Source organism: Streptomyces laurentii, from assembly GCF_040635425.1.
GTDB lineage: Bacteria > Actinomycetota > Actinomycetes > Streptomycetales > Streptomycetaceae > Streptomyces > Streptomyces laurentii.
The window spans coordinates 170,644-195,028 of sequence record NZ_JBEYHT010000007.1 but is presented as its reverse complement, the minus strand read 5'-3'; the positions used below and the strand labels follow the sequence as shown (position 1 = coordinate 195,028).

Genomic DNA, 24,385 nt, shown 5'->3' with positions numbered 1-24,385 from the left:
GTTGCGCACCCGGGCGATGGCCTTGGCCTCGCGGAGGGTGCGGGTGATGAGGCGGCGCTTCTCGTCGTCGTCGATGCTGGTGGGGAAGCGCAGTCGCCACTTGCCGAGGACGCGGCCGGCGTCAGGTCTCCGGCGTCAGCGGGGCGTCATTTGGAGGCCCGGGACATCTGGGTCCGCACCGCGCCCATGCTCGCCGCGATGACGAGCGCGATCGCGAGGGCGTCCAGCAGGCCGAGGGCCTGGTGCAGGATGAGGAACCCCGCCGCGGCGGCGATGGCCGGCTCCAGGCTCATGAGGATGGCGAAGGTGGGGGCGGGCAGACGGCGCAGGGCGACGAGTTCCAGGGCGTACGGGAGGACCGAGGACATCAGCGCGACGGCGAGGCCGAGCCCGATGGTCGACGGGACGATGATCCGGTCGCCGGCCGCCACGATGCCGAACGGCAGGCTGATCACCGCGCCGACGGCCATCGCGAGGGCGAGGCCGTCCATCTGCGGGAAGCGGCGGCCGGTGCGGGCGCTGAAGACGATGTACGCGGCCCACATGGACCCCGCGCCGAGCGCGAGGAGGGCCCCGACGGGGTCGAGCCGGTCGAAGCCGCCGCCGCTGAGCAGGGCGACGCCCGCGAGCGCGAGGCCGGCCCAGAGGAAGTTGACCAGGCGGCGCGAGGCGAAGACGGAGAGGGCGAGCGGGCCGAGCACTTCGAGGGTGACGGCGACGCCGAGGGGGATCCGGTCGACGGCGAGGTAGAAGAGGATGTTCATGATGGCCATCGCCGTACCGAACGTGATCACCGTGCCCCAGTCGGCGCGGCTGTGGCCGCGGATCTTGGGGCGGCAGACGATGAGGAGCACGGCGGCGGCGAGGACGAGCCGCAGCGTGACGACGCCGAGCGCGCCGGCGCGGGGCATGAGAAGTACGGCGACCGCGGACCCGAACTGTACGGAGAGCCCGCCGGCGACGACGAGCGCGACGGGCCCGAGGCTGCCGAACCGCGCGAACCGACCGAACCGGCCCGCGCCGGGGGCGGCGGGGGTCTCCGTGGGCGTGGCGGACGCCACGGGTATGTCCTTGACCGGGCTGTCCACCGGCACACTCCTTGCCTGTCGCTGACGATCATGAGTCCAGTGAGGTGAACCTCTCGGTGCAGAGTAATGCACCACTAGGCCACTCCTCCATCCTTACTGACGAGAAAGGTCAGGGCAAAGGGCGTAGATCACCCCCGCGAGTGGTCATATGCCAGAAGCAACCCTGCGTCACGGCCCGGCTCCTCCGTTCCCCTCACGGCCACCTCCACCCGCCGTCACCGCCGCACCGGTCGAGGAGCTGTTCGCGGACGCGCCGGAGGGCTAGGGCCCGCCCGGGCCCGGCTAGGCGTTCACATGCTGGGCGAGGAGCCGGAGGGCGTCGGCCGAGGCGGGGTCGTTCGGGGTGTAGATCTCCAGGCGGTGGTCCGGGCTGTCGGGCTGGAGCCAGACCTGGTACGCGACGTTCGTCGCGCCGATGGTCGGGTGATGCAGGCGCATGTCGCCGGTGGTGCAGTCGGCGACCTCGCCGGTCGCCCACATCGTGGCGAACACGTCGCTCCGCATGGCGAGTTCGCCGATGAGGTTCGCCAGCCGCGCGTCGGTCGGGAAGCGTCCCGCCGTCAGCCGCAGATAGGCGACGTGCACGCGGGCCAATTCCTCCCAGTTGCGGTGGAGGTCCCGGACCGGCGGGTCCAGGAAGAACATCCGGGGAATCGAGGGCCGGTCCGGTGCGTGGCGCGGCGCCTCGTAGTCGAGGTGTCCGGCGAAGAGCGCGTGACCCGCGCGGTTCCAGGCCAGGACGTCCCCTCTCCGGCCCAGCACGATCGCCGGCGTCGTCCCGGCCAGGGACGCGAGCAGCGCGAGTACGCGCGGATGCGGCTCCTCCTCGGGAGGCTCGGCGAGGCCGGGCCGCGCGGGCTGCCGGACGAGGTTGTGCAGGTGCGCGGTCTCCACGGCGTCCAGTTCCAGCACCCGCGCCAGCGCCCCGAGCACCTGCCCCGAGGCCGCCACCGCCTGCCCCTGCTCCAGCCGGGCGTAGTAGCCGGGACTGACTCCGGCCAGATGTGCCAACTCTTCCCGCCGTAGCCCCGGTACGCGCCGCGCGGTCCCGTACGTACGCAACCCGATCCGGTCCGGGGTCACCCGGTCGCGGCGACTCTTCAGGAACGCTCCGAGACTCTCCACCCCGCCGAGCCTAGGCGGCCCGCTCCCAGGCCGGGTGTACCTGTCAGGTGTACCCACGACAGGTGTCTGGCTGCCGGACGCACCCGGCCCGACCGTTGCCCGTATGACGCACCCCACCCCCAGCCGTACCGGCGTCCGGGCCTGGCTCGGTCTGCCGGCCGTCCTCGGTCCCGTGCTCCTGGTCTCGATGGACGGCTCCATCCTGTTCCTCGCCCTGCCGAGCATCGGCCGGGCGCTCGATCCCGGCGCCGGCCAGACGCTGTGGATCCTGGACGGTTACGGCTTCGCGGTGGGCTCGCTGCTCATCGCGTTCGGGAACATCGGCGACCGGTACGGACGGCTCCGGCTCCTCCTCGCGGGCGCCGCCGTCTTCGGCCTCGGCTCGGCTGCCGCCGCGTTCGCCCCGACGCCCGAACTACTCATCGCCGCCCGCGTGTTGATGGGCGTTGCGGGTGCGACCCTCCTGCCGTCCGCCCTGGCGGTGCTCGGCGAACTGTTCCCCGACCCGCGGCAGCGGGCGCGGGCCATCGGAATCTTCGCCGCCACCTTCGCCGCGGGCTTCGCGATCGGCCCCGTGCTCGGCGGCCTCCTGCTCGAACGCTTCTGGTGGGGATCGGTCTTCCTGGTCAATCTCCCCGTCGTCGCCCTGTTCCTGTGCGTCGCGCCCGCCCTGCTCAAGGACGTCCGCGCGACCCGCCCCGGACGGGTCGACCTCGTCAGCGTCGTGACATCGGCGGCCGGTCTGCTTCTGACGGTCTGCGGCCTGAAGCGCGCCGCCGCCGACGGCCTCTCCGCCTCGGCGGTGACGGCCGGCCTCGCGGGAATCGCCGCCCTCGTCTGGTTCGGCCTACGTCAGCGCCAACTCCCCCACCCGCTCATCGACTTCACGCTCTTCCGCGACCGGGTCTTCACCTTCGCCGTGATCACCGGCCTGCTGCCGCTCGCCGCGTGGTCGGCGACCGCCTACCTGGCCGGGATCTACCTCCAGTCCGTCCTCGGCATCCCCGTCCGCCAGGCCGCCCTCCTCGCGCTTCCGGGGGCCGTCGCGCTCACGGCGACGTGCGTCGCGGCCCCGGCCGTCGTCGACCGCATCGGCAAGCGCGCCGCGCTGCTCGTCTGCCACTTCTCCATCGCCGCCGGACTGCTCCTGTTCCTGCCCGTTGCCGTCGCGGGCGGGGTCGGCTGGTACGTGCTGTCCACGGTGGTCGCCGGTGTCGGGTACGGCATCTCGTTCGCGGTCGTCGCCGACACCGCCGTCGGGGCGGTGCCGCCCGAACGGGCGGGCGCGGCCGGTGCGATCGCCGAGACGAGCAACGAGATCGGCAACGCCCTCGGCATCGCGCTCCTCGGTTCCCTCGCCGCCCTGTTCTTCCGCCTCCAGGGCCCCGGCCTCGCCCCGACCCTCGACGAGACTCTTCAACTGCCCGGCCTGGCCGACACCTCGGCCGCCGCCGCCAAGTCGGCCTTCGTCACCGGCCTGCACGCGGCCGCTCTCGTGGCCGCCCTGCTCCACCTCGCCCTCGGCGCTCTCGCCCTCCGCCGACTGCCCCGCTCCTTGGGCGGCCCAGCGGTCATGCGCGAGGCGTGAGAACACGCCTCCGCCGCGGATGACGTCCGGCGGCGTCCCCAGGGCGCCCGAACCAGCACGAAGGCGAGCAGCCCCAGCCCGGCGACCAGGGCCGGGGACCCGAAGCCGGGGGACAGTGGCCAGTCGGCGGTCAAGAACCGCCGGACGCCATCGCGGCCGGCCGCTACTGGTCCAGCGCCTCCGCCAGTACCTCCGCCAGATGCCGGGGCCGGTGGTCCGGGGACAGGTGAGTGATCTGCGTACGGCAGGAGAAGCCGTCCGCGAGGACGACGGCGTCCGGGGGCGCGGTGCGCAGGGCGGGCAGGAGCTGGTCTTCGGCGCAGGCGCGGGAGACCTGCTGGTGGCCCGGTTCGAAGCCGAAGTTGCCCGCCAGGCCGCAGCAGCCACCCGCCAAATCGCCTACCAGGCCCATGCGTTGGCGGAGCCGGTGGTCCGCCGCGTCGCCGAGGACCGCGTGCTGGTGGCAGTGGGTCTGGCCGGTGACGGCGGAGTGCCGGAGGCGAGGCGGGGTCCAGTCGGGGGCGAGCTGTTCCAGGGTCTCGGCGAAGGTGCGGACGGAGGCGGCGAGACGGGCCGCGCGCGGATCGTCCGGCAGCAGTTCGGGCAGGTCGGTGCGCAGGGTCGCCGCGCAGGAGGGTTCGAGGACGAGGACCGGGCGGTCGGCGAGCGCGCCGGGCGTGCCGGCCATGACGTCGAGGGTGCGGGTCATCACCCGGCGCGCCGCGTCAAGGCGGCCCGTCGACACGTACGTGAGTCCGCAGCACACCCGCCCCGGCGGCAGCGCGACCCCGAGGCCCGCCGCCTCCAGGACCTTCAGGGCGGCCACGCCCACCTCGGGCGCGAGGTGGTCGGTGAAGGTGTCGGGCCACAGGGTGAGCGCGGGCGTCCGGCCCGAGGCGCGTTCGGTGAAGCAGGACGTGAAAGTACGGTCCGCCACCCTCGGCATCGCCCGCTCCGGCGTGATCCCGGCGAGCCGGGCCGCGAACGGCAGCCGCATCGCGGTGTTCAGCCCCTTCCCGAACAGGTCGAGCAGATGTGGCAGCCCGCCCATCGTCCAGTGCGAGCGGGGGCGTCGCAGAGCGCGTCGGCCCGCGTAATGCGCGGCCAGGAAGCGGGACTTGTACGCGGCCATGTCGACGCCCACCGGGCAGTCGCCGCGGCAGCCCTTGCACGACAGGCACAGGTCCAGGGCCTCCCGGACCTCCTTGGACCGCACCCCGTCCGTGACGACCTCGCCGAGCGCCATCTCGTGCAGCAGCCGGGCCCGGCCGCGCGTGGAGTGCCGTTCCTCCCCCGTCGCGCGATAGGAGGGGCACATCACGCCGGGTCCCGAACTCGGGCCTTCGACACGGCACTTGGCCACTCCGACACAGCGGGCGGCCTCGCGCCCCAGTCCGCCGTCCTCCAGCGGTGTCAGGCCGGTGAACCGCAGGCCCGAGTCCAGTGGCTCCGGCCGCACCAGCATGCCCGGGTTCAGACCGCCGTCCGGGTCCCACAGATCCTTCACCGCGCCGAACAGGTCGACGAGTTCGCGCCCGTACATCCTCGGCAGCAGCTCCGCCCGCGCCTTCCCGTCCCCGTGCTCGCCGGACAGCGAGCCGCCGTGCGCCACGACCAGGTCCGCGACCGCCTCCGAGAACTCCCGGAAGCGGGCCACCCCCACCCCCGTCCACAGGTCGAAGTCGACACGGACGTGGACACAGCCGTCGCCGAAGTGCCCGTACGGCGTGCCGCGCAGCCCGTACTCCTTCAACAGGCCCCGGAACTCCCGGAGATACGCGCCGAGGCGGGCCGGCGGCACCGCGCAGTCCTCCCAGCCGGGCCACGCCTCCGCCCCGTCCGGCATCCGGGTCGCCGTGCCCGCCGCGTCCTCGCGGATCCGCCACAGCGCCCGCTGACCGGCCGGGTCGCGCACGAGCGCGGCGTCCAACGCATCGGAGGCCCGCGCCAGTTGGGCCGCCGCAGTGGCGCCGTCCATCTCGACGAACAGCCAGGCCCCGCCGCGCGGCAGCCCGGCCGCGCCGCCTCCGCCGGCGCCTCCGCCCCGTACGAGATCGGCGGCCATCCCCTCGACCGTCAGCGGCCGGTGCGACAGCAGGCCGGCCGCCGCGTCGGCCGCCGCGCTCTCGTCCGCGTACCCGAGCACCACCAGGACGGGCTCGGCCGGCAGCGGGACGAGCCGTACCTCGGCCTCGGTCACCACCCCCAGCGTGCCCTCGCTGCCGCAGAAGGAGCGGGCCACGTCCGCGCCGCGCTCGGGCAGCAGCGCGTCGAGCGCGTACCCGGAGATCCGGCGCGGCAGCCCCTCCGGGTAGCCGGTGCGCAGCAGCGCGAGCCGGTCCGTGACCAGGTCGCGCAGCCCGGCCGGCGCGCCGCGCCAGTCACGGCCGAGGCGCAGTCGCCGCCCGTCGTAGGTCGCCACGTCGAGGCCGCGGACGTTGTCGGCGGTCGTGCCCCAGGCCACCGAGTGCGCGCCGCACGCGTTGTTGCCGATCATGCCGCCGAGGGTGCAGCGGCTGTGCGTGGACGGGTCGGGGCCGAAGGTCAGACCGTACGGGCGGGCCGCGTCCCGCAGCCGGTCGAGGACGAGCCCGGGCCGGACGACCGCCGTGCGGGCCTCGGGATCGAGCGACACCACCCCGCGCAGGTGGCGGGTGAGGTCGAGGACGACGCCGGTGCCGGTGGCCTGCCCGGCGATCGACGTACCGCCGCCGCGGGCGACGACCGGCACCTCGTACGTACGGCAGACGGCGAGGGCCGCGGCGACGTCGTCGGCGTCGCGCGGGGTGACGACGCCGAGCGGGACGCGCCGGTAGTTGGAGGCGTCCATCGTGGTCAGGGCGCGGGCGGTGACGGAGAAGTCGACGTCCCGGGCGTCGGTGACGGCGGCGCGCAGGGCCTCGGCCAGTTCGCGGCCGAGGGCCGCGGTCCCGTTCCCGGTCCCGCCCGGCGCCCCGTCCCGCATCAGGCCCCGTACCCCGCCTCGTACCCCGCCCGGCACCGGCGTCGCACCGGCCGGCCCCACCCCCCTGCCCGAATTCCTGCGCGAATTCCGGCCTGCTTCCTCGCCCTCTTGGTGTGATCCCACGACTCCAGGATGTCTCAGTCCTCGTCTCATCGGGCGGACATGCCTCAGCCGCGCCCCTCCCGACCCGATACGCTCCGCCTCGTGGCCGATATCCAGATTCCCGCTGACATGAAGCCCGCCGATGGCCGTTTCGGCGCGGGCCCCTCCAAGGTGCGCACGGAGGCGCTGGAGGCCCTGGCCGCCACCGGCACCTCCTATCTCGGCACGTCCCACCGCCAGGCCACGGTCAAGGACCTGGTCGGCGAGGTGCGTACCGGACTCCGCGACCTCTTCTCGCTGCCCGAGGGCTACGAGGTGATCCTGGGCAACGGCGGCTCCACCGCCTTCTGGGACATCGCGACCCACGGCCTGATCGAGAACAAGTCGCAGCACCTCACCTTCGGCGAGTTCTCGTCCAAGTTCGCGAAGGCGTCGAAGCTGGCCCCGTGGCTGGCCGAGCCGACCGTGGTCTCCGCCGACCCGGGCAGCTGCCCGCAGCCGGTGGCCGAGGCGGGCACCGACGTCTACGCCTTCACCCACAACGAGACCTCCACCGGTGTCGCCGCCCCGATCCGTCGCGTCGCGGGTGCCGACGAGGGCGCGCTGGTCCTCGTGGACGCCACCTCGGGCGCGGGCGGCCTGCCGGTCGACATCACCGAGACCGACGTCTACTACTTCGCTCCGCAGAAGTCCTTCGCGGCCGACGGCGGGCTGTGGCTGGCGGCGTTCTCGCCGGCCGCCCTGGAGCGGGCCCGGGCGATCCACGCGTCCGGCCGGCACATCCCGGAGTTCTTCTCCCTGCCGACCGCGATCGACAACTCGCTGAAGAACCAGACGTACAACACCCCGGCGCTCGCCACCCTCTTCCTGCTGAACGAGCAGGTCAAGTGGCTGAACGGCCAGGGCGGTCTGGACTGGGCGGTCGCCCGGACGAAGGAATCCTCGCAGGCGCTGTACGGCTGGGCGGAAGAGTCGAAGTACGCGACGCCGTTCGTCACCGACCCGGCGCTGCGCTCGCAGGTCATCGGCACGATCGACTTCTCGGACGACATCGACGCGGCCGCGGTCGCCAAGGTGCTGCGCGCCAACGGGATCGTCGACACCGAGCCGTACCGCAAGCTGGGCCGCAACCAGCTGCGGATCGCGATGTTCCCGGCGATCGACCCGGCGGACGTACGGGCGCTGACGGCCTGCGTCGACTACGTCATCGAGAAGCTGTAACCCCTTTTCACGACGGGCGGGGCCCGGCGGTGGAGTCGCCCACCGCCGGGCCCCGCCGCGTCTCTTCCGCCTACCTGCTGAGTCGCTGGAACCGGCGTACGGCCAGCGGCAGGAAGACCGCCGTCAGCGCCAGCGGCCACACCACCGCCATCAGCAGCGCGTGCTGTTCGACCCAGGTCTCTCCGGCCGCTCCGGGGTTGCCGAAGAGTTCACGGGTGGCCGCGACGGTCGAGGAGATCGGGTTCCAGGCGGCGACGGGCCCGAGCCAGCCCGGCATCAGCGCGGGCGCCACGTACACGCTGGAGATCATCGTGACGGGGAAGATCACCGCGTAGAGGGCGCCCGCCGACTCGGTGTCGGGCAGCGCCAGACCGCACCACACGCCCACCCAGATCAGGCTGAACCGCAGCAGGAGCAGCAGGCCGAAGGCGAAGAGCGTGCCGCCGAAGCCGCCGTCGGAGGTCCAGCCGACCGCGAGCGCGGTGACGGCGAGGATGGCCAGTTCGGCGGAGGCGACCATCAGATCGGAGACCCCGCGGCCGGTGGTGACGGCGGAGGGGGCCATCGGCATGGAACGGAACCGGTCCATGACCCCCTTGCCGGAGTCGGAGACGACGGACGTCGCCGTGTTCATGAGGCCGAAGGTCATGGTCATCGTGAACATGCCCGGCATCAGGAAGTCCTTGTAGTCCCCGCCGCCGGGCACCCGCATCGCGCTGCCGAAGACGAAGCCGTAGAGGAGGACGGAGACGATCGGGAAGCCGAGCTGCCAGAGGATGGCGACGGGCTTGCGGCGGTAGTTGAGCAGGGTGCGGCGGACCAGGGTCGCGCAGTCGGCCACCGCCCAGTAGACGCGGCCGCGGGCGGGGCCCGGGGCGAGGCCGGCGGTGGTCATGCCGCGGCTCCTTCGGTTTCGGTGCGGGGATCGGTGCGGGACGCGAGCTCGGTACGGGCTCCGGTACGGGTACGCGCGTCCGCGTCGGCCACGTCGGCTGTGTCGGCCGCACCCGTCGAGCCGTTCGCGCCGTCCCTGCCGGTCGCGCGGCCCCCGTCCGCCGCACCGCCCCCGTCCGCCGCGCCCTCCGTGCTGTCGCGACCGGTCAGACTCAGGAACACGTCGTCCAGGCTGGGCCGGCGCAGGCCGAGGTCCTCGACGGCGATCCTCTCGTCCTGGAGCGCGCGGGCCGTCTCGGTCAGCGCGGCGACCCGGTCGCTGACGGGTGCGTGGATGCGCCGTTCCGCCGGGTCCTCGGCCGGTTCCGCGGCGGCCACGCGCGCGAGGACGCGCCGTACGGCGGGCAGGTCGGCGGCGTCGGCCACGACGACCTCGATCCGGTCGCCGCCGACCCGGCTCTTGAGCCCGCCCGGGGTGTCGTCCGCGATGGCCCGGCCCTGGTCCATGACGGTGATGCGGGAGGCGAGCCGGTCGGCCTCGTCGAGGTACTGGGTCGTGAGCAGCACGGTCGTCCCCGACGCGACGAGCGCGCGGACGGCGTCCCAGACCTCGCCGCGGCTGCGCGGGTCGAGGCCGGTGGTGGGCTCGTCGAGGAAGAGGAGGTCGGGAGCCAGGATCATCGACGCGGCGAGGTCGAGCCGGCGGCGCATCCCGCCGCTGTACTCCCCCGCCCCCTGGTCGGCGGCCTCGGCGAGACCGAAGCCGTCGAGGAGTTCGGCGGCCCGGGCGCGGGCGCGGCGCGCTTCGAGGTGGAAGAGCCTGCCGAACATCTCCAGGTTCTGGCGGCCGGTCAGGTTCTCGTCGACGGCGGCGTACTGGCCGGCGAGGCCGATGCGGGCGCGGACGGCGCACGGGTCACGGGTCACGTCGAGTCCGGCGACCCGGGCGTGCCCGCCGTCCGCCTTGAGGAGCGTGGCCAGGATGCGGACGGCGGTGGTTTTGCCGGCACCGTTCGGGCCGAGCAGGCCGTGGACGGTGCCGCGGCGGACGGCGAGGTCGAGGCCGTCGAGGGCGTACGCGCCACCGGTCTTCCCCCGCACATTCCCTCGCGCCTTCCCCCGCGCCTTCGCCTTCCCTGGCCCCTCCCCCTGCGTCTTTCCCTTCTCCTTGCTCTTGCCGCCGCTTCCGTACCGCTTCCGCAAACCCTCGGCGAGAACAGCGTGTTCGTCGTGCGTCGGGGCACACCTGTCGCGCATGGAGCCTCCACTCAGAGAAACTGAGTACACCGTACCCGAATACGAGTACACCGTACCCAGTTTTAAAGTGGGCGCATGAGTGGCGAGACGAGCAGCGGGGCGGGCAACGGGGCGGCCGGCGGCGCACGGGAATCGGCGATCACCAGCCTCGACCTGCTGTGGGGTACGGGCGAACGCCCCAGCCGCGGCCCCAAGCCGGGCCTCACGCTGGACCGGATCGTCGGGGCGGCGGTCGCGCTCGCGGACGCGGAGGGGCTGGACGCCGTGTCGATGCGGCGGGTGTCGGCCGAGCTGGGCGTCGGGACGATGTCGCTGTACAGGTACGTCCCCGGGAAGACCGAGCTGCTCGACCTCATGCTCGACCGGGTGCAGGGCGAGTCCCTGGCGGACGAGCCCGCCGAGCCGCCCGCGCGGCAGCCGGGCGGCTGGCGCACCGCGATCGGACTGCTCGCCCGCGGCCATCTCGCGCTCTACCGCGCGCACCCCTGGCTGCTGAAGGTCAACGAGGCCCGCTCGCTCCTCGGCCCGAACACGCTGCGCGGCTTCGAGCTGTGCCTGGCCGGACTGACCGGCCCCCACCCCTACGGGATGGGGCTGAGCGACCCCGAGACGCTCTCCGTCATCGTCACCGTGCAGAGCTTCGTGACCGGCGTCGCACGCCTGGAGATCCAGACGGCGGAGGCGGCGAAGGAGACCGGGTTCAGCGACGAGGAGTTCTGGGCGACGCAGGCGCCGTTCCTCGAACGGGCCATGAAATCAGGTGAGTTCCCGACCGTGGCCGGGCTCGCCGAGGACACCTTCGCGGTCGAGAGCGACCACTTCGCCTTCGGCCTCGAACGGCTCATGGAGGGGTTCGAGGCGCTGGTCGCCCGCCGGGCCGGGGGCCCGGGGGTCAGCTCCGGCGGAACAGCTTCCTGAGGCCCATCCAGGCGGCGACGGCCAGACCGAGGACGATCACGCCGACGGTGAAGCTGCCCTGCTCACCGCCGGATCCCTGCGCGGCGGCACCCGCTCCCGAACCCGACCCCGACCCCGAACCCGGCTTCTTCGGGTCCGCGGCCGACGGGCCGGCGTCCGCGCGGTCGACCCGTACCACCCGACTTCGCTTCCCCTCCGAGCCGAACAGGAAGGCCGAACCGTCCGGCGTGTACGTCACGGACTCCGCCTGCCCCTGGAACGGCGCCCCCACCGCCGTACCGCCGTCGGCGATGCGTCCGCCGCCCGACCCGCCCTGCCACGCGTACTCCTTCGCCCAGAAGTAACCGCGCAGCACGAGCCGGCCGCCGTCCGGCGAGAAGGCGCCGTCGGTCACCCAGGGAACGTCCCCGACCCGGCGGAAGACGTTCGTCCCGGAGGTGGAGAGCCGCGCGGGACCCTCGTACAGGCCGCCGCTGTTCTCGTTCTTGCTGGCGATGTAGACCCGGCCGGACTTCGGATGGACCATCAGGGCCTCCGCGTTGCGCGGCCCGTCGGCGTACTTCACGTCGTACTGGGTGGCCTGGACGGTCTGGTCGCGCAGCTGCTTCGGCTCGGGGAAGCGGTAGATCCACACGTGGTCCCAGGACCCGTCGAGGTTGTCGCCGATGTCGCCGACGTAGATGTCGCCGTCCGGGCCGACGGAGATGGCCTCCATGTCGCGCGGGGTGCCGACGCCCTTCATGGTCAGGGTCGCGACCGTCTTTCCCGTACGGGAGTCGACGCCGTAGATCAGGGGCGCGTCCTGGTCGTTGTGCGTCCAGTACACGCCGGGGTGCGCCCGGCTCGCGGCGAGACCGCTGGACTCGGTGACGCGCGGGTCCTCGATCGTGAACCCCTGGTCGGGGCGGTCGTCCGCCGCCCAGGCCGGGGCCGCCGGGCCGAGGGAGGCGAGGACGACGAGAGCGGTGGCCCCGAGGGCGCGGCGCAGCACGGCAGATCGCATGCCCTCCAGCGTGCCATGGGCGGCGGCCGCCCGACCCGCCCTCCGGCCAAGGCCTGACGTCGGTGATGATGTGCCCCATGCGTTTTCTGTTCGTCGGCGACAGCATGACCATCGGACGCGCCGGCGACTTCACCTGGCGGTACCGGATGTGGCGGCACCTGGACTCCCTGGAATCCCTGGAGTCCCTGGAGTCCCTGCCGTCCGGCGCCTCTTCGCAGGCCTCTTCGCGCGCGTACGAGATCGTCGGCCCGCGCACCACGCTGTACGAGCCCGGCGACGACGCCGCGACCTCGCACGCGTACGCCGACCCTGGCTTCCCGGCCGCCGCCCGCCGCCACCTGGCCGGCTGGGGCGAGGGCTGGCTGCACATGGCGCCGCTCGTCGGCCCGGTGGTGACCGGGACCGGCGCCGACGTGCTGCTGGTCTCGCTCGGCCTGATCGACCTCGGCTGGTACACCAACAGCGACCAGACGATCGAGAACGTCCGCGCCTTCCTGACCGCCGCCCGCGCCGCGAACCCGCGGGTCCGGGTGGTGCTGCTGCCCGTCATCCCGAACATCCGCGCCGAGGACGAGCCCCCCTTCGCCGCCGAGTGCGCGCGCTTCAACGACCTGCTCGCGAAGACGGTCGCCGACTTCGACACCGGGGCCTCGCCGCTGCTGCTGGCGTCCGTCCCGGAGTCGTACGACATCCACACGGACACCTACGACGGCACGCACCCGGGCCCGAGCGGGGAGCACAAACTGGCGGCGGCCTTCGCGGACGCGCTGCACCAGGCCTGGGGCGTCGGCGGGCCGTACCGGTACGCGTGAGGGTGCGTAGGCTCCGGCCATGACCAGTCAGAGCAGCCCGAACGTGTCGAAGAGTCCCGCGACCGCCGAGCCCGTCGTCCTCGACGCCGCGCGGCTGACCGCCGATCCGGACCTCGCGGCCGGGTTCACGGAGGCGGCCCACCGGATCCTGGCGGACCTGGTCCGCGGGGGTGCGCCGCTGGGCTGGGTCGACCCGCCGTCCGCCGACGAGGTGACGGAGCTCCTCGGCCGTGTGCTCACCGCCGCGCGGAGCGGCGAGGGCGCGTTGCGCGCGGTGTACGTCGGGCGGCGGCTCGCCGGGTTCGGGTACTGGCTCCGCTACACGCGGGCCACCAGCCGGGTGCACGCCGACATCGAGAAGATCGCGCTCGACTCCGCCGTCCACGGCCGCGGCCTCGGCCGGGCCCTGACCGCCGCGCTGGTCGCCGACGCGCGCGAGGCGGGAATCGAGGTCCTCACCCTGGACGCGCGCGCCGACAACGAGCGGGCGCTGACGCTCTACCGTTCGCTGGGCTTCACCGAGTACGGCCGGCTGCCCCGCTTCGTCGCCGTCGGCGGACTCCGCTACGACAAGGTCTTCTACATGCTCGACTTCCGCACGGAGGCCTGACCGCCACCGGCCCCCGTCACTCACCCTCACCCTCACCCTCGTCCTCGTCCTCGTCCTCGTCCTCGTCCTCGTCCGCGTCCGCGTCCTGGTCGACGATCGCTTCGACCTCGATCTCCACCAGCCAGTCGGGGTCGATGAACCGCGAGACCTCCCCGCGGGTGCGTGCGCGGCCGGGGTCGTGCGGCACGACGTCCGTCAGGCGGCCCGGACGAGGCGGTTGGCGAAGGTGGAGAGGGTGTAGGTGCCGATGCCGAGGACGACTTCGAGGGCGTTCTGCCGGGTGTAGCCGTGGGCGAGGAACGCGTCGAGGTCGGCGTCGCTCACCGCGCCGGACGCGGCGAGGACCTGGAGGGTGAAGCGGCGGACGGCGTCGAGGCGTTCGGCGGACGGGGCGTCGGCCGGGTCGAGCGCGGCCAGCTTGCCCTCGTGCATGTCGACGCACAGATGACACTGGTTGCGGGTGGCGACGGTGAGGATGACGGTCTCTCGGGAGTACGGGTCGAGGGTGGTCGACTCGAAGATCCCGCTGAGCTGGAGGAAGCCGTCGAACGTGTGCGGCGACTCCTTGAGGAGCGCGATGGCGGCGGCAGTGCGGGCGGGCAGGTCGTGCGGCTGCGCGGCGAGCGGCATGGAAGGGACCCCCGGATAGAATCGACAACATGGTTGACCATGTCGGTGAAGAGAACGTAAACCAGGTTGTCGATTCGGGCAAGGGGGTTTCGGGGATTCCGCCGGAAACCCACGCCGCCCCGGACCCGGAGACCCACGCCGCCCCGGACCCGGAGACCTTCGACAGCCCCGGATACGAGCTGCCGATCCTCCTCTTCGCCGGCTTCCGCACCCTCATCGACGGCGTCCACACCGCACTCGCCCGCCAGGGCCACCCCGACCTGCGCCCCGCCCACGGCTTCGTCCTCCAGGCCATCGGCGCGAGCCCGTACGGTGCGACGGCGAGCGACATCGGACGGCGGCTCGGGGTCTCCAAACAGGCCGCGGGCAAGACCGTCGACCGGCTCCTCGCCCTCGGCTACGCCGAACGCGCCGACGACCCCGCCGACGCCCGCCGCAAGCTCGTCTTCCTCACCCCGCACGGCATCGACGCCCTGACCCGATCGGCCGCCGTCTTCGACACCCTGCGCGCCGAATGGGCCGCCCGCCTCGGTCTCGCCCGCGTCCGCGACCTCGAAGCCGCCCTCCGCGCGGTCGTCCCGGCCGGGACCGCCTACCGCCTGGACGCCACCAGCTGGCTCGGCAGCGCCTGACCCGCCCGGCGTTTCCGCACGGTCCTCAAGGCCGATGGGTTCCCCCGCGACCGGCGCGGGGGAACCCATCGGCTCGGGCGGCGGTCAGCGGCCGCCGGTCGGCGTCACCAGGCGAAGGCCTCCGGGGAGGGGCCCGGGCCGGGGAAGATCTCGTCGAGAGCCGCGAGGAGTTCGTCGCTCAGCTTCAGCTCCACGGCGCGCAGGGCGCCCCGCAGCTGCTCCGGGGTGCGCGGGCCGATGATCGGGCCGGTCACGCCCGGGCGGGTGAGCAGCCAGGCCAGCGCGGTCTCGGCCGGGTCCAGGCCGTGCTTGTCCAGCAGGTCCTCGTACGCCTGGATGCGGGCCTTCTGGGCCGGGTCGGCGAGCAGGTCCGCGGTCCGGCCGCTCGCGCGGCGGCCGCCCTCGACCTGCTTGCGGATGACGCCGCCGAGGGCACCGCCGTGCAGCGGCGACCACGGGATGACGCCGAGGCCGTACTCCTGCGCCGCCGGGACCACCTCCATCTCGGCCCGTCGCTCGAACAGGTTGTAGAGGCACTGCTCACTGACCAGGCCGACCATCCCGCGCCGCGCGGCGGCCTCGTTGGCCTGGGCGATCTTGTAGCCCGGGAAGTTCGACGAACCGGCGTACAGGATCTTGCCCTGCTGGATGAGGACGTCGACCGCCTGCCAGATCTCGTCGAACGGCGTCGAACGGTCGATGTGATGGAACTGGTAGACGTCGATGTGGTCCGTGCCGAGCCGCTGGAGGCTCGCGTCGACGGCGCGGCGGATGTTCACGGCGGAGAGCTTGTCGTGGTTGGGCCAGGCGGGCACGCCGTCCGGGCCCATGTTCCCGTACACCTTGGTGGCCAGGACCACCTTGTCGCGGTGGGCCGGGTCCTTGGCGAGCCAGGAGCCGATGATCTCCTCGGTACGGCCCTTGTCGTCGCCCCAGCCGTAGACGTTGGCCGTGTCGACGAAGTTGAGGCCCGCTTCGAGGGCGGCGTCCATGATGGCGTGGCTGGCCTGTTCGTCGGCCTGCGGACCGAAGTTCATCGTCCCGAGGACGAGCCGGCTGACCTTGAGTCCCGTGCGTCCGAGCTGCGTGTACTCCATGCGCACCAGCCAACGCCTTCGAGTGCGCTCGAAGCAAGGGTCCTTGACGGTGCCGCGCCAGGTTCACCGGCTCAGCCGCACCGGCCCCGGCCCCGGCCTCGACCGGCCCCCGGAACCCGCCCCCGGTCGGCCCCCGGAACCCGCGCCCGTTCACCACAGCACCGGGACCCGGTCGGGGACCCGCTTGCCGCCGCCCGCCGGTGACACCGACTGTTCGGGGGGCAGGGCGAGCCGAAGACCCGGCAGGCGTTCGACGAGGACCCCGAGGGCCTCCGAGGCGTGGACCCGGGAGAGCGCCGACGCGGGGCAGAAATGGCGGCCGGCCCCGAAGGACAGATGCGGGTTGGGCGCCCGGTCGAGGTCGAAGCGCTCGGGGTCGGCGAACCGCGCCGGGTCGAGGTTCGCCGCCTCCACCCACACCAGCACCAACTCCCCTGCCCTGACCAGCACATCACCGACCCGGACGTCCGTCCGCGCGATCCGGGGCAGCCCCTCGCCGATCGGCAGCGTGACGCGCATCAGCTCCTCCACCGCCAGCGGCACCTTCTCCGGCCGCTCCCGCAGGTGCGCCACCGCCTCCGGGTGCCGGATCAGCGTCAGGGTGGCGTGCAGGAGGAACACGTACGTGCTCATCACCCCGGCCATGAACAGCGTGGTGACCGTCGCCGCCAGCAACTCGTCGGTGAGTCCCGCCCCCTTCCGCTCCGTCTCCGCCGCGTCGCGCAGGGCGCACAGGGTCAGGATCAGCCCCCGCTGCTCCTCGCGCGGCGCGCGCACATGGCGCAGGACGAAGGCGAAGTCCTTGCCCCAGTTGGCCGCTGAGCCCTCGGGCACGACGGGGCCGGCGAGGAAGCCGAGGTCCAGGCCGGACATCAGCCGCAGCCCCTCCTCGTACGGCAGGCCGAGGATCTCGCAGATCAGCGCGGCGGAGTACGGTTCGGCGAACCGCGCGCGCAGGTCGACCGGCGCACCCTCCTCGATCATGGCGTCCACCAGTCCGTGCGCCCGTTCACGCAGCCACCGCGCCGACACCGGCCCGGACCGCGGCCCGAAGGCGCGCAGCACCTCCTCGTGGAGTCCGGCGTTGTTCATCTCGCGCATGGCGTTGACGATCTCGGGCGGGATCGTCAGCGCGTACGGGCGCGGCACCCCTGGTTTCGCCGCGTCGCGCAGACTGAACCGCTCGTCCTCCAGGACCTCCTTCGCCAGCGCGTAGCCGGTGACCAGCCAGGCCTCGTCGCCCGTGGGGGTACGGACCCGGACGACCGGGCTGTCCTCGCGCAGCCGCGCGCACGCCGCGCGCACGGCGTCGCCTCCCCCGGCCGGCGGCCACGCGACGGGAGCGGCGTTCGCGGCGGACGCGGGCGCGTTCACGGGCACGTTCACGGGTGAGGGCGGGGTCGCGTCGGCGGTGGTGGACATGCGGACGTGCTCCTTCAGAAGGGAGAAGACAAACCACAAGGCAAACGAGGAGGGAAGGAGGAAGAAAGGGGGTGGCGAGGAGGAAGCGGAGATCGGCCGGGGGAATCGGGGATCGGCCGGGGCGAAACGGGGATCAGTCGGGGATCAGTCGGGGGAGGCGACGATCGCGTACCCCTGACGGACGGCCGCTCGCAGTCCGCTCCGGCGCTCGCCGGACAGCAGCCGGCCGAAGGGCGGGAGGGAGCGGGCGCAGTGCACCGACGACCCGCCGCCCGGGATCCGCGGGCTGTCGGCGAGGAACGGCAGTCCGGCGTCCACATGGTCGAACGCCGCCCGCACCTGCGCCGCGGCCGGCAGCGCACCCGGATCGAGTCTGCCGACGAGATACGCGAAGGCCACCCGGTCGCGGACGGCGCGCAGCGTCATGTCGGTGTACAGCGTCGGAAGGCGGCGTGCGGGAACGCGAGTGAAGCGGGAGAAGGCCGGACGGAGAAGCGGGGCGGGCGACGGTCAGGATCTGCCGCGGGTGATCGGACACACCGGGCTCATGCCCACGCGCAGTGACCGCGAAGCCGACAACACCCCAAAAGGATGACTCTGAGTAATCAAAGGAGACAACCGTACGTGCCGTCGCGTAGGGCGGTGCCCCGGCACGCCAGGGGCAGCCCCTCCGTCGCGGGACGTCATCCCACCACGGACGTCACCGCGATGATCGCGAACATCAGGACGAGCACACCGGCCATGATCCGGTTTCGGGTTTTCGGGTCCACGCTTCGAGGTTAACCCGACCCGCCGAGTGGCCACGCCCCGACCGTCTCGTAGCGCGGCTGCTCCCCCGGCGTACCGCCCCCGGGCAGGTTGCTGCGCACCAGCGCCAGCTGCCCCACCTGCCATCGGTGGCCCTCGAAGTCGTCGAGCGCGGCGACGAAGGGCCGCAGGTCCAGGTCGTTCGTACGGGACCGGGCCACCGTGAGGTGCGCCTGGTAGCGGCGGTGCTCGTCCATCGGCACCCCGGCCCGGCGCGCCGCCGCGTCGGCCCGCTCGGCGAGGAGCCGCAGCTCGTCCAGGCCGCCCGCCGCGCCCGTCCACAGCACCGCACGGCCGAAGTGGCCGCCGCCGTGCAGCCGCAGCGGGAACGGCGCCGTCCGGCGGGCCGCCCGGCCCAGCCGGGCACGCAGGTCCGGCAGCAGCTCGTCGTCGACCTCGCCCATGAACGCGAGCGTGAAGTGCCAGCCGGGCCGCGAGGTCCAGCGCAGCCGGCGGGCATCGGGCAGACCGGCGAGCAGATCGACCTCGCGGGCCAGCTCGGCCAGCTGCGCGGGCGGCGGGACGACGGCGGCGAACAGCCTCATGAGAAAAGTGTGACAGCCACCCGCCGCCGGACCGAAGCCCCGAGACCCAAGAACCAAGACCCAAAAGCCGAGAGCCGAGGCCCGAGCCTCGGGCCCCCCCGTGCGCCCCACGACCCTGGCCCGATCGGCACGGCGCCCCTACGCTCGGTCCGATGGACACCAAGATCACGATCAGGCAGGGCGGACCGGAGGACCTCGCCGCCGTCCTCGCGATACTCGACAGCGCGGTCGGCTGGCTCAACGGCGAGGGGATCACCGCGCAGTGGGGCACCGAGCCTTTCAGCTCGCGCCCGAAGACCGTCGAGCTGGTGGAGCGGGTGGTGACCGAGGGCTCCCCCTGGATCGCCGAGATCGACGGCGTCCCGGTGGGCACCCTGACCCTCACCCCGCAGCCGGGCTCGTACGTGGCCCCGGCCGGCGAGCCGGAGCGGTACGTGCGCTTCCTCGCCACCGACGGCCGCTTCCACGGCCACGGCGTCGGCGCCGCCCTCCTCGCCCACGCGGCCGCCGAGACCCGCCGCCTCGGCGTCTCGCTCCTGCGCGTCGACTGCTTCGCGGGCAGCGAGGGCCGCCTGGTCGCGTACTACGAGCGCCAGGGCTTCACGAAGACCGAGGCGTTCGAGGTCGGCGACTGGCCGGGACAGATCCTGGAGAGGCGTGTCTGACAGCCGCACGGCCTCGCGGCGGGGCGTCCCGCCGCCGGGGCGCGCCCGCGGCGGCGCGGACCTGCCCGACGTATGGATCCGCTACAGCCCGGCCGACCGGCGGAGGTACGGGTGGCGGACCGGCGTCATGATGGCGACGCTCGCCGGCTGCATGGTGGCCGTGGGCCTGGCCGAGAACGGATCGGGCCGGTGGTGGTGGGTCGCCGGCGTCGGGATCCTCGCCCTGGCCGCGGCCCTCGACATGATCAACCGGATCCGCGGCCGGACGCGTCTGACGGCGGCGGGGATGGAGTTCCGCACCCTCGTCCGCAGGCGCCGCGTCCCCTGGAGCGAGATCGCCGGTATCGAGGAGCGGCACCGGACGTCCCGCGGCGGAACCTGGACGGACTTGCGCGTCGTCCGGCTTCACGGGCGTCCGCTCGCCGTTCCCGGGACCATGACCAACCGGATGCGGGACGCGGAGCTCGACCGCAAGCAGGTCGCCATCCGGGAGTACCGGTCCCGCGCGGCCGCTGCCCCCACGAGCACCGAGGCCGCCGGACAGCCCTGACGGTACGGGAAGGGGCCGGGGCCCTTGCCGGGTCCCGGCCCCACTCCGTACGTCCGTGCGGACCGCGGGGTCACACCGCGGTGACCAGCTCCGGTCGGGTTCGGCCGTTCGGGACGAAGCGGACGCTCGGATGGCCGCGGTGCCAGCCCACCGAGAGCTTCAGGCCGCCCGAGCGGGCCAGGATCGCGCCGATCACGGCCGCCGCGAGCAGCGAGACGAGTCCGCCGGTGGCGAAGCCGATCCGCGGGCCGAAGCTGTCCGTGACCCAGCCGAGCAGCGGCGCGCCGATCGGGGTGCCGCCCGCGAACACCATCATGTAGAGGCTCATCACACGCCCCCGCATGACCGGGTCGGTGGCCATCTGGACGGCGGAGTTGGCGCTGATGTTGACCGTCAGGCCGATCATGCCGATCGGCACGAGCAGCAGCGCGAACAGCCAGAACGACGGCGACAGCGCCGCCATGATCTCCAGCGCGCCGAACACGACCGCCGCGATCACCAGCATCCGCAGCCGCGTCGAGCCGCGGCGCGCCGCGAGCAGGGCGCCGGCGAGGGAGCCGGCGGCCATCAGGGTGTTGAGGAAGCCGTACGTGCCGGCGCCGACGTGGAAGATCTCCTCCGAGAAGGCGGTCAGCCAGATCGGGAAGTTGAACCCGAAGGTGCCGATGAAGCCGACGAGGACGATCGGCCAGATCAGGTCCGGCCGCCCCGCCACGTACCGCAGCCCCTCGCGCAGCTGGCCCTTGCCGCGCGGGGCGCGCTCCACCTTGTGGAGCTCGCTGGTGCGCATCAGCAGCAGGCCGGCGATCGGGGCGAGGAAGGACAGGCCGTTGAGGAGGAACGCCCAGCCGCTGCCGACCGTGGCGATCAGCACGCCGGCGACGGCGGGGCCGACCAGCCGGGCGGACTGGAAGTTGGCCGAGTTCAGCGAGACCGCGTTGCGGAGCTGGTCCGGGCCGACCATCTCGGAGACGAAGGCCTGCCGGGCCGGGTTGTCGACGACGGTGACCATGCCGAGCAGGAAGGCGATCAGGTAGACGTGCCAGACCTGGACATTGCCGGTCAGGGTCAGGACGGCCAGGGTCGTGCCGAGGACGCCGAGCGCGGCCTGGCTGACGAGGAGGATGCGGCGCTTGGGGTAGCGGTCGGCGAGGACGCCGCCGTACAGGCCGAACAGCAGCATCGGCAGGAACTGGAGGGCCGTCGTGATACCGACGGCCGTGGCGGATCCGGTGATGCTCAGGACCAGCCAGTCCTGGGTGATGCGGGCCATCCACGTACCGGTGTTGGAGACGATCGCTCCGCTGAAGAACAGCCGGTAGTTGCGGACCGCGAGGGAGGAGAACGTCCCCTTGTTCTTCTCCGGCTTCGCGGAGGCCCGGGAGACCTTGGGGGTCCCGGGGCCGTTGGCGGCCTCGGAGAGGGGTCCCTTACGGGGTGCCCTCGGGTGTTCCGCGCGGTCCACGCGCTCCCCATGAGCGGAAGCGGCGGGGGTGGCGTCAGCGTCGGCGTAGGTCGCCTCGCCGGCGCCAGGGCCGGTGTCCGTACCCCGTATGGGTGCGGTACCGGCCTCGGTGTCGGTGTCGGGTTTTCGGACGGGGGCGGAGTCTGCTCCGGATCCCGTACTCAAAGTGCTTCGCCTCCTCGGCGCCTCGATGCGGTTACAGGTGCGCCAGCTTCTCGAGGACCGGAGCGGCGGCGCGCAGCTTCGCCCACTCCTCCTCGTCCAGGCCCTCGACCATGGTCGCCAGCCAGGCGTTCCGCTTCGTGCGGGACTCCTCCAGCATGGCCTCTGCCTGCTCGGTCTGGCTGACCACCTTCTGCCGGCGGTCGTCGGGGTGCGGCTCGAGCCGGACCAGTCCCTTGGCTTCGAGCAGCGCGACGATGCGGGTCATCGACGGCGGCTGGACGTGCTCCTTGCGGGCCAGCTCGCCAGGGGTCGCGGAGCCGCAGAGCGACAGGGTGCCGAGCACCGACATCTCGGTGGGGCTCAGCGACTCGTCGACGCGCTGATGCTTCAGGCGTCGGCTCAGCCGCATCACCGCGCTGCGGAGCGCGTTCACGGCCGCGACGTCGTCGGCGGAGCCATGGGACAGATCGGGCATGTCCTTAGCGTAACTCATTACTCTACCTAAAGACCAATCGGAAAGATGTCGGCCACATCTATCACCCAAACGGGTGAGAGCGGCCCGGAAAGTGACGCGCGGCACCGTTCCTTAACGCGAACCTGACGGGCATGGATTCGACCGTGCTCAGCCTGCGTATCGAGGGGGAGCTGTTCGAGCGGCTCCGCGCCCATGCCGCCAAACGCGGAATGAGCGTCCAGGACTATGTCGTCCGGACGCTCATCCGCGAGGATTTCGACGAGCGGTTCCAGACCGCCGTCGACGAGACGGAGAAGTTCTACGGGGCCTCCGACACCCCCGGCGATCAGGTCAGGCCCAGCGCCGGCATCGCGTAGTAGAAGACGAAGACCGCCGAGACGGCGTACATCGCCGCCGGAACCTCACGGCCCCGGCCGGCCACGAGGCGCAGCAGGCTGAAGCTGATGAAGCCGATGCCGATGCCGTTCGTGATCGAGTACGTGAACGGCATCATCAGCATGGCCAGGAAGGCCGGCATCGCGATGGTGTAGTCGCTCCAGTCGATCTCCTTGACGGAGTTCGCCAGGATCAGGAAGCCGACCGCGAGCAGGGCGGGGGTCGCCGCCTGCGAGGGCACCATCGTGGCGAGCGGCGTCAGGAACAGCGCGACCGAGAAGAGACCACCGGTCACGACGGAGGCGAGACCCGTACGGGCACCCTCGCCGACACCGGCCGTGGACTCCACGAAGCAGGTGGTGGCGGAGGAGGAGGTGGCACCGCCGGAGGCGACGGCGAGGCCGTCGATCAGCAGGACCTTGTTGATGCCCGGGAAGTTGCCGTCCTTGTCCATCAGCTTGGCCTCGTCGCCGACGCCGAGGATCGTGCCCATGGCGTCGAAGAAGCAGGACAGCAGGACGGTGAAGACGAAGAGGACGCCGGTCAGCACGCCGACCTTCTCGAAGCCGCCGAACAGGCTGAACTCGCCGAAGAGACCGAAGTCGGGCGTGGCGACCGGGTTGCCCGGCCACTCCGGGGTGGTCAGACCCCAGGACGGGACCTTGGCGACGGCGTTGACGATCATCGCGACGACCGTCATCACGACGATCGAGATCAGGATCGCGCCCGGCACCTTGCGGACCATCAGCGCGAGGGTGAGCAGCGTGCCCACGATGAAGATCAGCACCGGCCAGCCGGTGAGGTGGCCGTCGCCGCCGAGCTGCAGCGGGACGGTGGTGTGCGCGATGTCGGGGATACGGGAGACGAAGCCCGAGTCGACGAGGCCGATCAGCATGATGAACAGGCCGATACCGATGGCGATGGCCTTGCGCAGGCTGCCCGGGACGGCGTTCATGACGCGCTCGCGCAGACCCGTCGCGACCATCAGCATCACGACGATGCCGGCGAGGACCACCATGCCCATGGCGTCCGCCCAGGCCATCTTCGGCGCGAGCTGGAGCGCGACGACCGTGTTGACGCCGAGACCGGCGGCGAGGGCGATCGGGACGTTGCCGATGACGCCCATGAGGAGCGTCGAGAGCGCCGCGGTGATGACGGTCGCGGTGACGAGCTGACCGCTGTCGAGCTGGTGCCCGTACATGTCCTTGGCGCTGCCGAGGATGATCGGGTTGAGCACGATGATGTAGGCCATCGCGAAGAAGGTGGCGAAGCCGCCGCGCACTTCACGCGCTACTGTGGACCCGCGCTCGGTGATCTTGAAATAGCGGTCGAGACCGGAGACCGGACGCTGGTCCTGCGGTTCCGGGGCCATGGCCTTGGCGGTGGCCGTCGTACTCATGGGGGTTCCTCTTCGAAAGAGTCAAAGGAGAGGGAAGTTCCTTTTGGCGGTTCATACGAAGGAAACCGGCCATAGGCAAACGTTTTTCAGTATGAACACATGAACGAGCGGACGTCTATCTCCGCGCGTAGACCCCGTGCTGCCTTGCCCCCTCCGTCACCGATCAGAGGCGCCCCGCGCACGGACGGTGTGCGAACGCACCCGATGCTTGGAGCTTCGTACGACAGGTCGTACGAAGACATGAAAACCGGTAAACCAGCCTTACGGTCCGGCCGCCTAGACTGAGCCACATGGCGAAGTGGACACCGAAGCACGAGGCGCCCGAGCCCCTGGAGGGGCCCGTCGTCGCCACCATCACCGGCGGCACGATCCTCTGGTTCGTCCTGTTCCTCGCCCAGGTCCCCTTCTACGGCTGGTTCGACGACCGGGACCTGACCTGGTGGGTGTGGACCTGCCTGGCCGGCGCCGGACTCGGACTGATCGGCATCTGGTACGTACGGAAGCGCGACGCGGCGATCAAGCGCCACCAGGCGGCGCGCGAGGCCGAGCAGGCGGCGGGGCACGGCGCCGGCGCG

Annotated in this window: 24 protein-coding genes and 1 pseudogene; 10 read left to right on the top strand and 15 right to left on the bottom strand. The window is 72.4% G+C overall.

The features are described 5' to 3' along the window. Positions 1-146 precede the first annotated feature (146 nt). Entirely contained in the window at positions 147-1,088 is a 942-nt protein-coding gene (locus ABZ693_RS07355) for an EamA family transporter (RefSeq protein WP_359874341.1), read from the bottom strand. Positions 1,089-1,370: 282 nt separating this feature from the next. After that, positions 1,371-2,213, bottom strand: coding sequence for a helix-turn-helix domain-containing protein (locus ABZ693_RS07350; protein WP_359874339.1), 843 nt, complete (start codon positions 2,211-2,213; stop codon positions 1,371-1,373). Between the two features lie 103 nt (positions 2,214-2,316). Here ABZ693_RS07350 and ABZ693_RS07345 point away from each other — a divergent pair, with 103 nt between their 5' ends. Continuing rightward, positions 2,317-3,801 (top strand): MFS transporter, encoded by a 1,485-nt coding sequence (locus ABZ693_RS07345; protein ID WP_359874337.1) that lies wholly within the window; start codon positions 2,317-2,319, stop codon positions 3,799-3,801. A gap of 163 nt (positions 3,802-3,964) precedes the next feature. On the opposite strand, the gene ABZ693_RS07340 is transcribed toward ABZ693_RS07345, so the two are convergent. Continuing rightward, positions 3,965-6,766 carry an FAD-binding and (Fe-S)-binding domain-containing protein gene (locus ABZ693_RS07340; protein ID WP_359874335.1) on the bottom strand — a complete coding sequence of 934 codons (2,802 nt, stop codon included), beginning with the start codon at positions 6,764-6,766 and terminating at the stop codon, positions 3,965-3,967. A 204-nt stretch (positions 6,767-6,970) separates the two neighbouring features. Here ABZ693_RS07340 and serC point away from each other — a divergent pair, with 204 nt between their 5' ends. Then, positions 6,971-8,089, top strand: a complete 1,119-nt coding sequence (gene serC / locus ABZ693_RS07335) for a phosphoserine transaminase (protein WP_359874333.1) — start codon at positions 6,971-6,973, stop codon at positions 8,087-8,089. A gap of 70 nt (positions 8,090-8,159) precedes the next feature. Here the strand turns inward: serC and ABZ693_RS07330 are convergent, their stop codons facing one another. Together ABZ693_RS07330 and ABZ693_RS07325 are read right to left on the bottom strand one after the other, a co-directional pair. Continuing rightward, entirely contained in the window at positions 8,160-8,984 is an 825-nt protein-coding gene (locus ABZ693_RS07330; RefSeq protein WP_359874331.1) for an ABC transporter permease, read from the bottom strand. Beyond that, entirely contained in the window at positions 8,981-10,240 is a 1,260-nt protein-coding gene (locus ABZ693_RS07325; RefSeq protein ID WP_359874329.1) for an ATP-binding cassette domain-containing protein, read from the bottom strand. Before ABZ693_RS07325 ends, ABZ693_RS07330 begins: the two co-directional genes overlap by 4 nt. A 75-nt stretch (positions 10,241-10,315) precedes the next feature. Here ABZ693_RS07325 and ABZ693_RS07320 point away from each other — a divergent pair, with 75 nt between their 5' ends. Further along, a complete protein-coding gene (locus tag ABZ693_RS07320; protein ID WP_359874327.1) occupies positions 10,316-11,158 on the top strand; it encodes a TetR/AcrR family transcriptional regulator in 843 nt (280 codons plus the stop codon). Here ABZ693_RS07320 and ABZ693_RS07315 read toward each other — a convergent pair. Beyond that, positions 11,133-12,161: a WD40 repeat domain-containing protein gene (locus tag ABZ693_RS07315; RefSeq protein ID WP_359874325.1), complete on the bottom strand. Its 1,029-nt coding sequence runs from the start codon at positions 12,159-12,161 to the stop codon at positions 11,133-11,135. The two genes, ABZ693_RS07320 and ABZ693_RS07315, sit on opposite strands and share 26 nt — an antisense overlap. Positions 12,162-12,238: 77 nt before the next feature. Here ABZ693_RS07315 and ABZ693_RS07310 point away from each other — a divergent pair, with 77 nt between their 5' ends. Both ABZ693_RS07310 and ABZ693_RS07305 read left to right on the top strand, forming a co-directional pair. Then, positions 12,239-12,973, top strand: a complete 735-nt coding sequence (locus ABZ693_RS07310; RefSeq protein WP_359874323.1) for a GDSL-type esterase/lipase family protein — start codon at positions 12,239-12,241, stop codon at positions 12,971-12,973. A 19-nt stretch (positions 12,974-12,992) separates the two neighbouring features. Next, positions 12,993-13,583, top strand: coding sequence for a GNAT family N-acetyltransferase (locus tag ABZ693_RS07305; protein WP_359874321.1), 591 nt, complete (start codon positions 12,993-12,995; stop codon positions 13,581-13,583). A gap of 16 nt (positions 13,584-13,599) precedes the next feature. Here ABZ693_RS07305 and ABZ693_RS07300 read toward each other — a convergent pair whose 3' ends face one another. Beyond that, positions 13,600-13,770, bottom strand: a complete 171-nt coding sequence (locus ABZ693_RS07300) for a hypothetical protein (RefSeq protein WP_359874319.1) — start codon at positions 13,768-13,770, stop codon at positions 13,600-13,602. Between the two features lie 8 nt (positions 13,771-13,778). After that, positions 13,779-14,213, bottom strand: a complete 435-nt coding sequence (locus ABZ693_RS07295) for a carboxymuconolactone decarboxylase family protein (protein WP_359874317.1) — start codon at positions 14,211-14,213, stop codon at positions 13,779-13,781. Between the two features lie 29 nt (positions 14,214-14,242). Between ABZ693_RS07295 and ABZ693_RS07290 the strand changes: the two genes are divergently transcribed. After that, positions 14,243-14,845, top strand: coding sequence for a MarR family winged helix-turn-helix transcriptional regulator (locus tag ABZ693_RS07290; RefSeq protein WP_359874315.1), 603 nt, complete (start codon positions 14,243-14,245; stop codon positions 14,843-14,845). Positions 14,846-14,949: 104 nt separating this feature from the next. On the opposite strand, the gene ABZ693_RS07285 is transcribed toward ABZ693_RS07290, so the two are convergent. From ABZ693_RS07285 to thpR, 4 genes and pseudogenes are all read right to left on the bottom strand, one after another. After that, positions 14,950-15,942 carry an aldo/keto reductase gene (locus ABZ693_RS07285; protein WP_359874313.1) on the bottom strand — a complete coding sequence of 331 codons (993 nt, stop codon included), beginning with the start codon at positions 15,940-15,942 and terminating at the stop codon, positions 14,950-14,952. A 150-nt stretch (positions 15,943-16,092) separates the two neighbouring features. Next, positions 16,093-17,364, bottom strand: a complete 1,272-nt coding sequence (locus ABZ693_RS07280; RefSeq protein WP_359874311.1) for a cytochrome P450 — start codon at positions 17,362-17,364, stop codon at positions 16,093-16,095. 144 nt (positions 17,365-17,508) lie between these two features. After that, a pseudogene (locus ABZ693_RS07275) lies at positions 17,509-17,808 on the bottom strand (tRNA-dependent cyclodipeptide synthase); the annotation flags it as partial. Between the two features lie 335 nt (positions 17,809-18,143). Continuing rightward, positions 18,144-18,716 (bottom strand): RNA 2',3'-cyclic phosphodiesterase, encoded by a 573-nt coding sequence (gene thpR / locus ABZ693_RS07270; RefSeq protein WP_359874310.1) that lies wholly within the window; start codon positions 18,714-18,716, stop codon positions 18,144-18,146. 152 nt (positions 18,717-18,868) lie between these two features. Here thpR and ABZ693_RS07265 point away from each other — a divergent pair, with 152 nt between their 5' ends. Together ABZ693_RS07265 and ABZ693_RS07260 are read left to right on the top strand one after the other, a co-directional pair. Continuing rightward, positions 18,869-19,381, top strand: coding sequence for a GNAT family N-acetyltransferase (locus tag ABZ693_RS07265; RefSeq protein ID WP_359874308.1), 513 nt, complete (start codon positions 18,869-18,871; stop codon positions 19,379-19,381). After that, on the top strand, positions 19,374-19,931 hold the full coding sequence (locus ABZ693_RS07260; protein WP_359874306.1) for a PH domain-containing protein: 558 nt from the start codon (positions 19,374-19,376) through the stop codon (positions 19,929-19,931). Before ABZ693_RS07265 ends, ABZ693_RS07260 begins: the two co-directional genes overlap by 8 nt. 70 nt (positions 19,932-20,001) lie before the next feature. Here ABZ693_RS07260 and ABZ693_RS07255 read toward each other — a convergent pair whose 3' ends face one another. Further along, on the bottom strand, positions 20,002-21,561 hold the full coding sequence (locus tag ABZ693_RS07255) for an MFS transporter (protein ID WP_435842360.1): 1,560 nt from the start codon (positions 21,559-21,561) through the stop codon (positions 20,002-20,004). Positions 21,562-21,592: 31 nt separating this feature from the next. Then, positions 21,593-22,036 (bottom strand): MarR family winged helix-turn-helix transcriptional regulator, encoded by a 444-nt coding sequence (locus ABZ693_RS07250; RefSeq protein WP_359874302.1) that lies wholly within the window; start codon positions 22,034-22,036, stop codon positions 21,593-21,595. Positions 22,037-22,167: 131 nt separating this feature from the next. Here ABZ693_RS07250 and ABZ693_RS07245 point away from each other — a divergent pair, with 131 nt between their 5' ends. Then, positions 22,168-22,392, top strand: coding sequence for a ribbon-helix-helix protein, CopG family (locus ABZ693_RS07245; RefSeq protein WP_359874301.1), 225 nt, complete (start codon positions 22,168-22,170; stop codon positions 22,390-22,392). Here the strand turns inward: ABZ693_RS07245 and ABZ693_RS07240 are convergent. Further along, positions 22,362-23,810, bottom strand: a complete 1,449-nt coding sequence (locus ABZ693_RS07240; protein ID WP_359874299.1) for an NCS2 family permease — start codon at positions 23,808-23,810, stop codon at positions 22,362-22,364. The genes ABZ693_RS07245 and ABZ693_RS07240 overlap by 31 nt on opposite strands. A 290-nt stretch (positions 23,811-24,100) precedes the next feature. Here ABZ693_RS07240 and ABZ693_RS07235 point away from each other — a divergent pair. After that, the coding region (locus tag ABZ693_RS07235) for a DUF2530 domain-containing protein (protein WP_359874296.1) at positions 24,101-24,385 on the top strand (285 nt) is incomplete at its 3' end.

Excerpts from the sequence above, each read along its gene's own strand:
- ABZ693_RS07345 (WP_359874337.1), top strand. The coding sequence starts at position 2,317 with ATGACGCACCCCACCCCCAGCCGTACCGGCGTCCGGGCCTGGCTCGGT.
- ABZ693_RS07340 (WP_359874335.1), bottom strand. The coding sequence starts at position 6,766 with ATGCGGGACGGGGCGCCGGGCGGGACCGGGAACGGGACCGCGGCCCTC.
- ABZ693_RS07330 (WP_359874331.1), bottom strand. The coding sequence starts at position 8,984 with ATGACCACCGCCGGCCTCGCCCCGGGCCCCGCCCGCGGCCGCGTCTAC.
- ABZ693_RS07325 (WP_359874329.1), bottom strand. The coding sequence starts at position 10,240 with ATGCGCGACAGGTGTGCCCCGACGCACGACGAACACGCTGTTCTCGCC.
- ABZ693_RS07320 (WP_359874327.1), top strand. The coding sequence starts at position 10,316 with ATGAGTGGCGAGACGAGCAGCGGGGCGGGCAACGGGGCGGCCGGCGGC.
- ABZ693_RS07315 (WP_359874325.1), bottom strand. The coding sequence starts at position 12,161 with ATGCGATCTGCCGTGCTGCGCCGCGCCCTCGGGGCCACCGCTCTCGTC.
- ABZ693_RS07310 (WP_359874323.1), top strand. The coding sequence starts at position 12,239 with ATGCGTTTTCTGTTCGTCGGCGACAGCATGACCATCGGACGCGCCGGC.
- ABZ693_RS07305 (WP_359874321.1), top strand. The coding sequence starts at position 12,993 with ATGACCAGTCAGAGCAGCCCGAACGTGTCGAAGAGTCCCGCGACCGCC.
- ABZ693_RS07295 (WP_359874317.1), bottom strand. The coding sequence starts at position 14,213 with ATGCCGCTCGCCGCGCAGCCGCACGACCTGCCCGCCCGCACTGCCGCC.
- ABZ693_RS07290 (WP_359874315.1), top strand. The coding sequence starts at position 14,243 with ATGGTTGACCATGTCGGTGAAGAGAACGTAAACCAGGTTGTCGATTCG.
- ABZ693_RS07285 (WP_359874313.1), bottom strand. The coding sequence starts at position 15,942 with ATGGAGTACACGCAGCTCGGACGCACGGGACTCAAGGTCAGCCGGCTC.
- ABZ693_RS07280 (WP_359874311.1), bottom strand. The coding sequence starts at position 17,364 with ATGTCCACCACCGCCGACGCGACCCCGCCCTCACCCGTGAACGTGCCC.
- thpR (WP_359874310.1), bottom strand. The coding sequence starts at position 18,716 with ATGAGGCTGTTCGCCGCCGTCGTCCCGCCGCCCGCGCAGCTGGCCGAG.
- ABZ693_RS07265 (WP_359874308.1), top strand. The coding sequence starts at position 18,869 with ATGGACACCAAGATCACGATCAGGCAGGGCGGACCGGAGGACCTCGCC.
- ABZ693_RS07250 (WP_359874302.1), bottom strand. The coding sequence starts at position 22,036 with ATGCCCGATCTGTCCCATGGCTCCGCCGACGACGTCGCGGCCGTGAAC.
- ABZ693_RS07245 (WP_359874301.1), top strand. The coding sequence starts at position 22,168 with ATGGATTCGACCGTGCTCAGCCTGCGTATCGAGGGGGAGCTGTTCGAG.
- ABZ693_RS07240 (WP_359874299.1), bottom strand. The coding sequence starts at position 23,810 with ATGAGTACGACGGCCACCGCCAAGGCCATGGCCCCGGAACCGCAGGAC.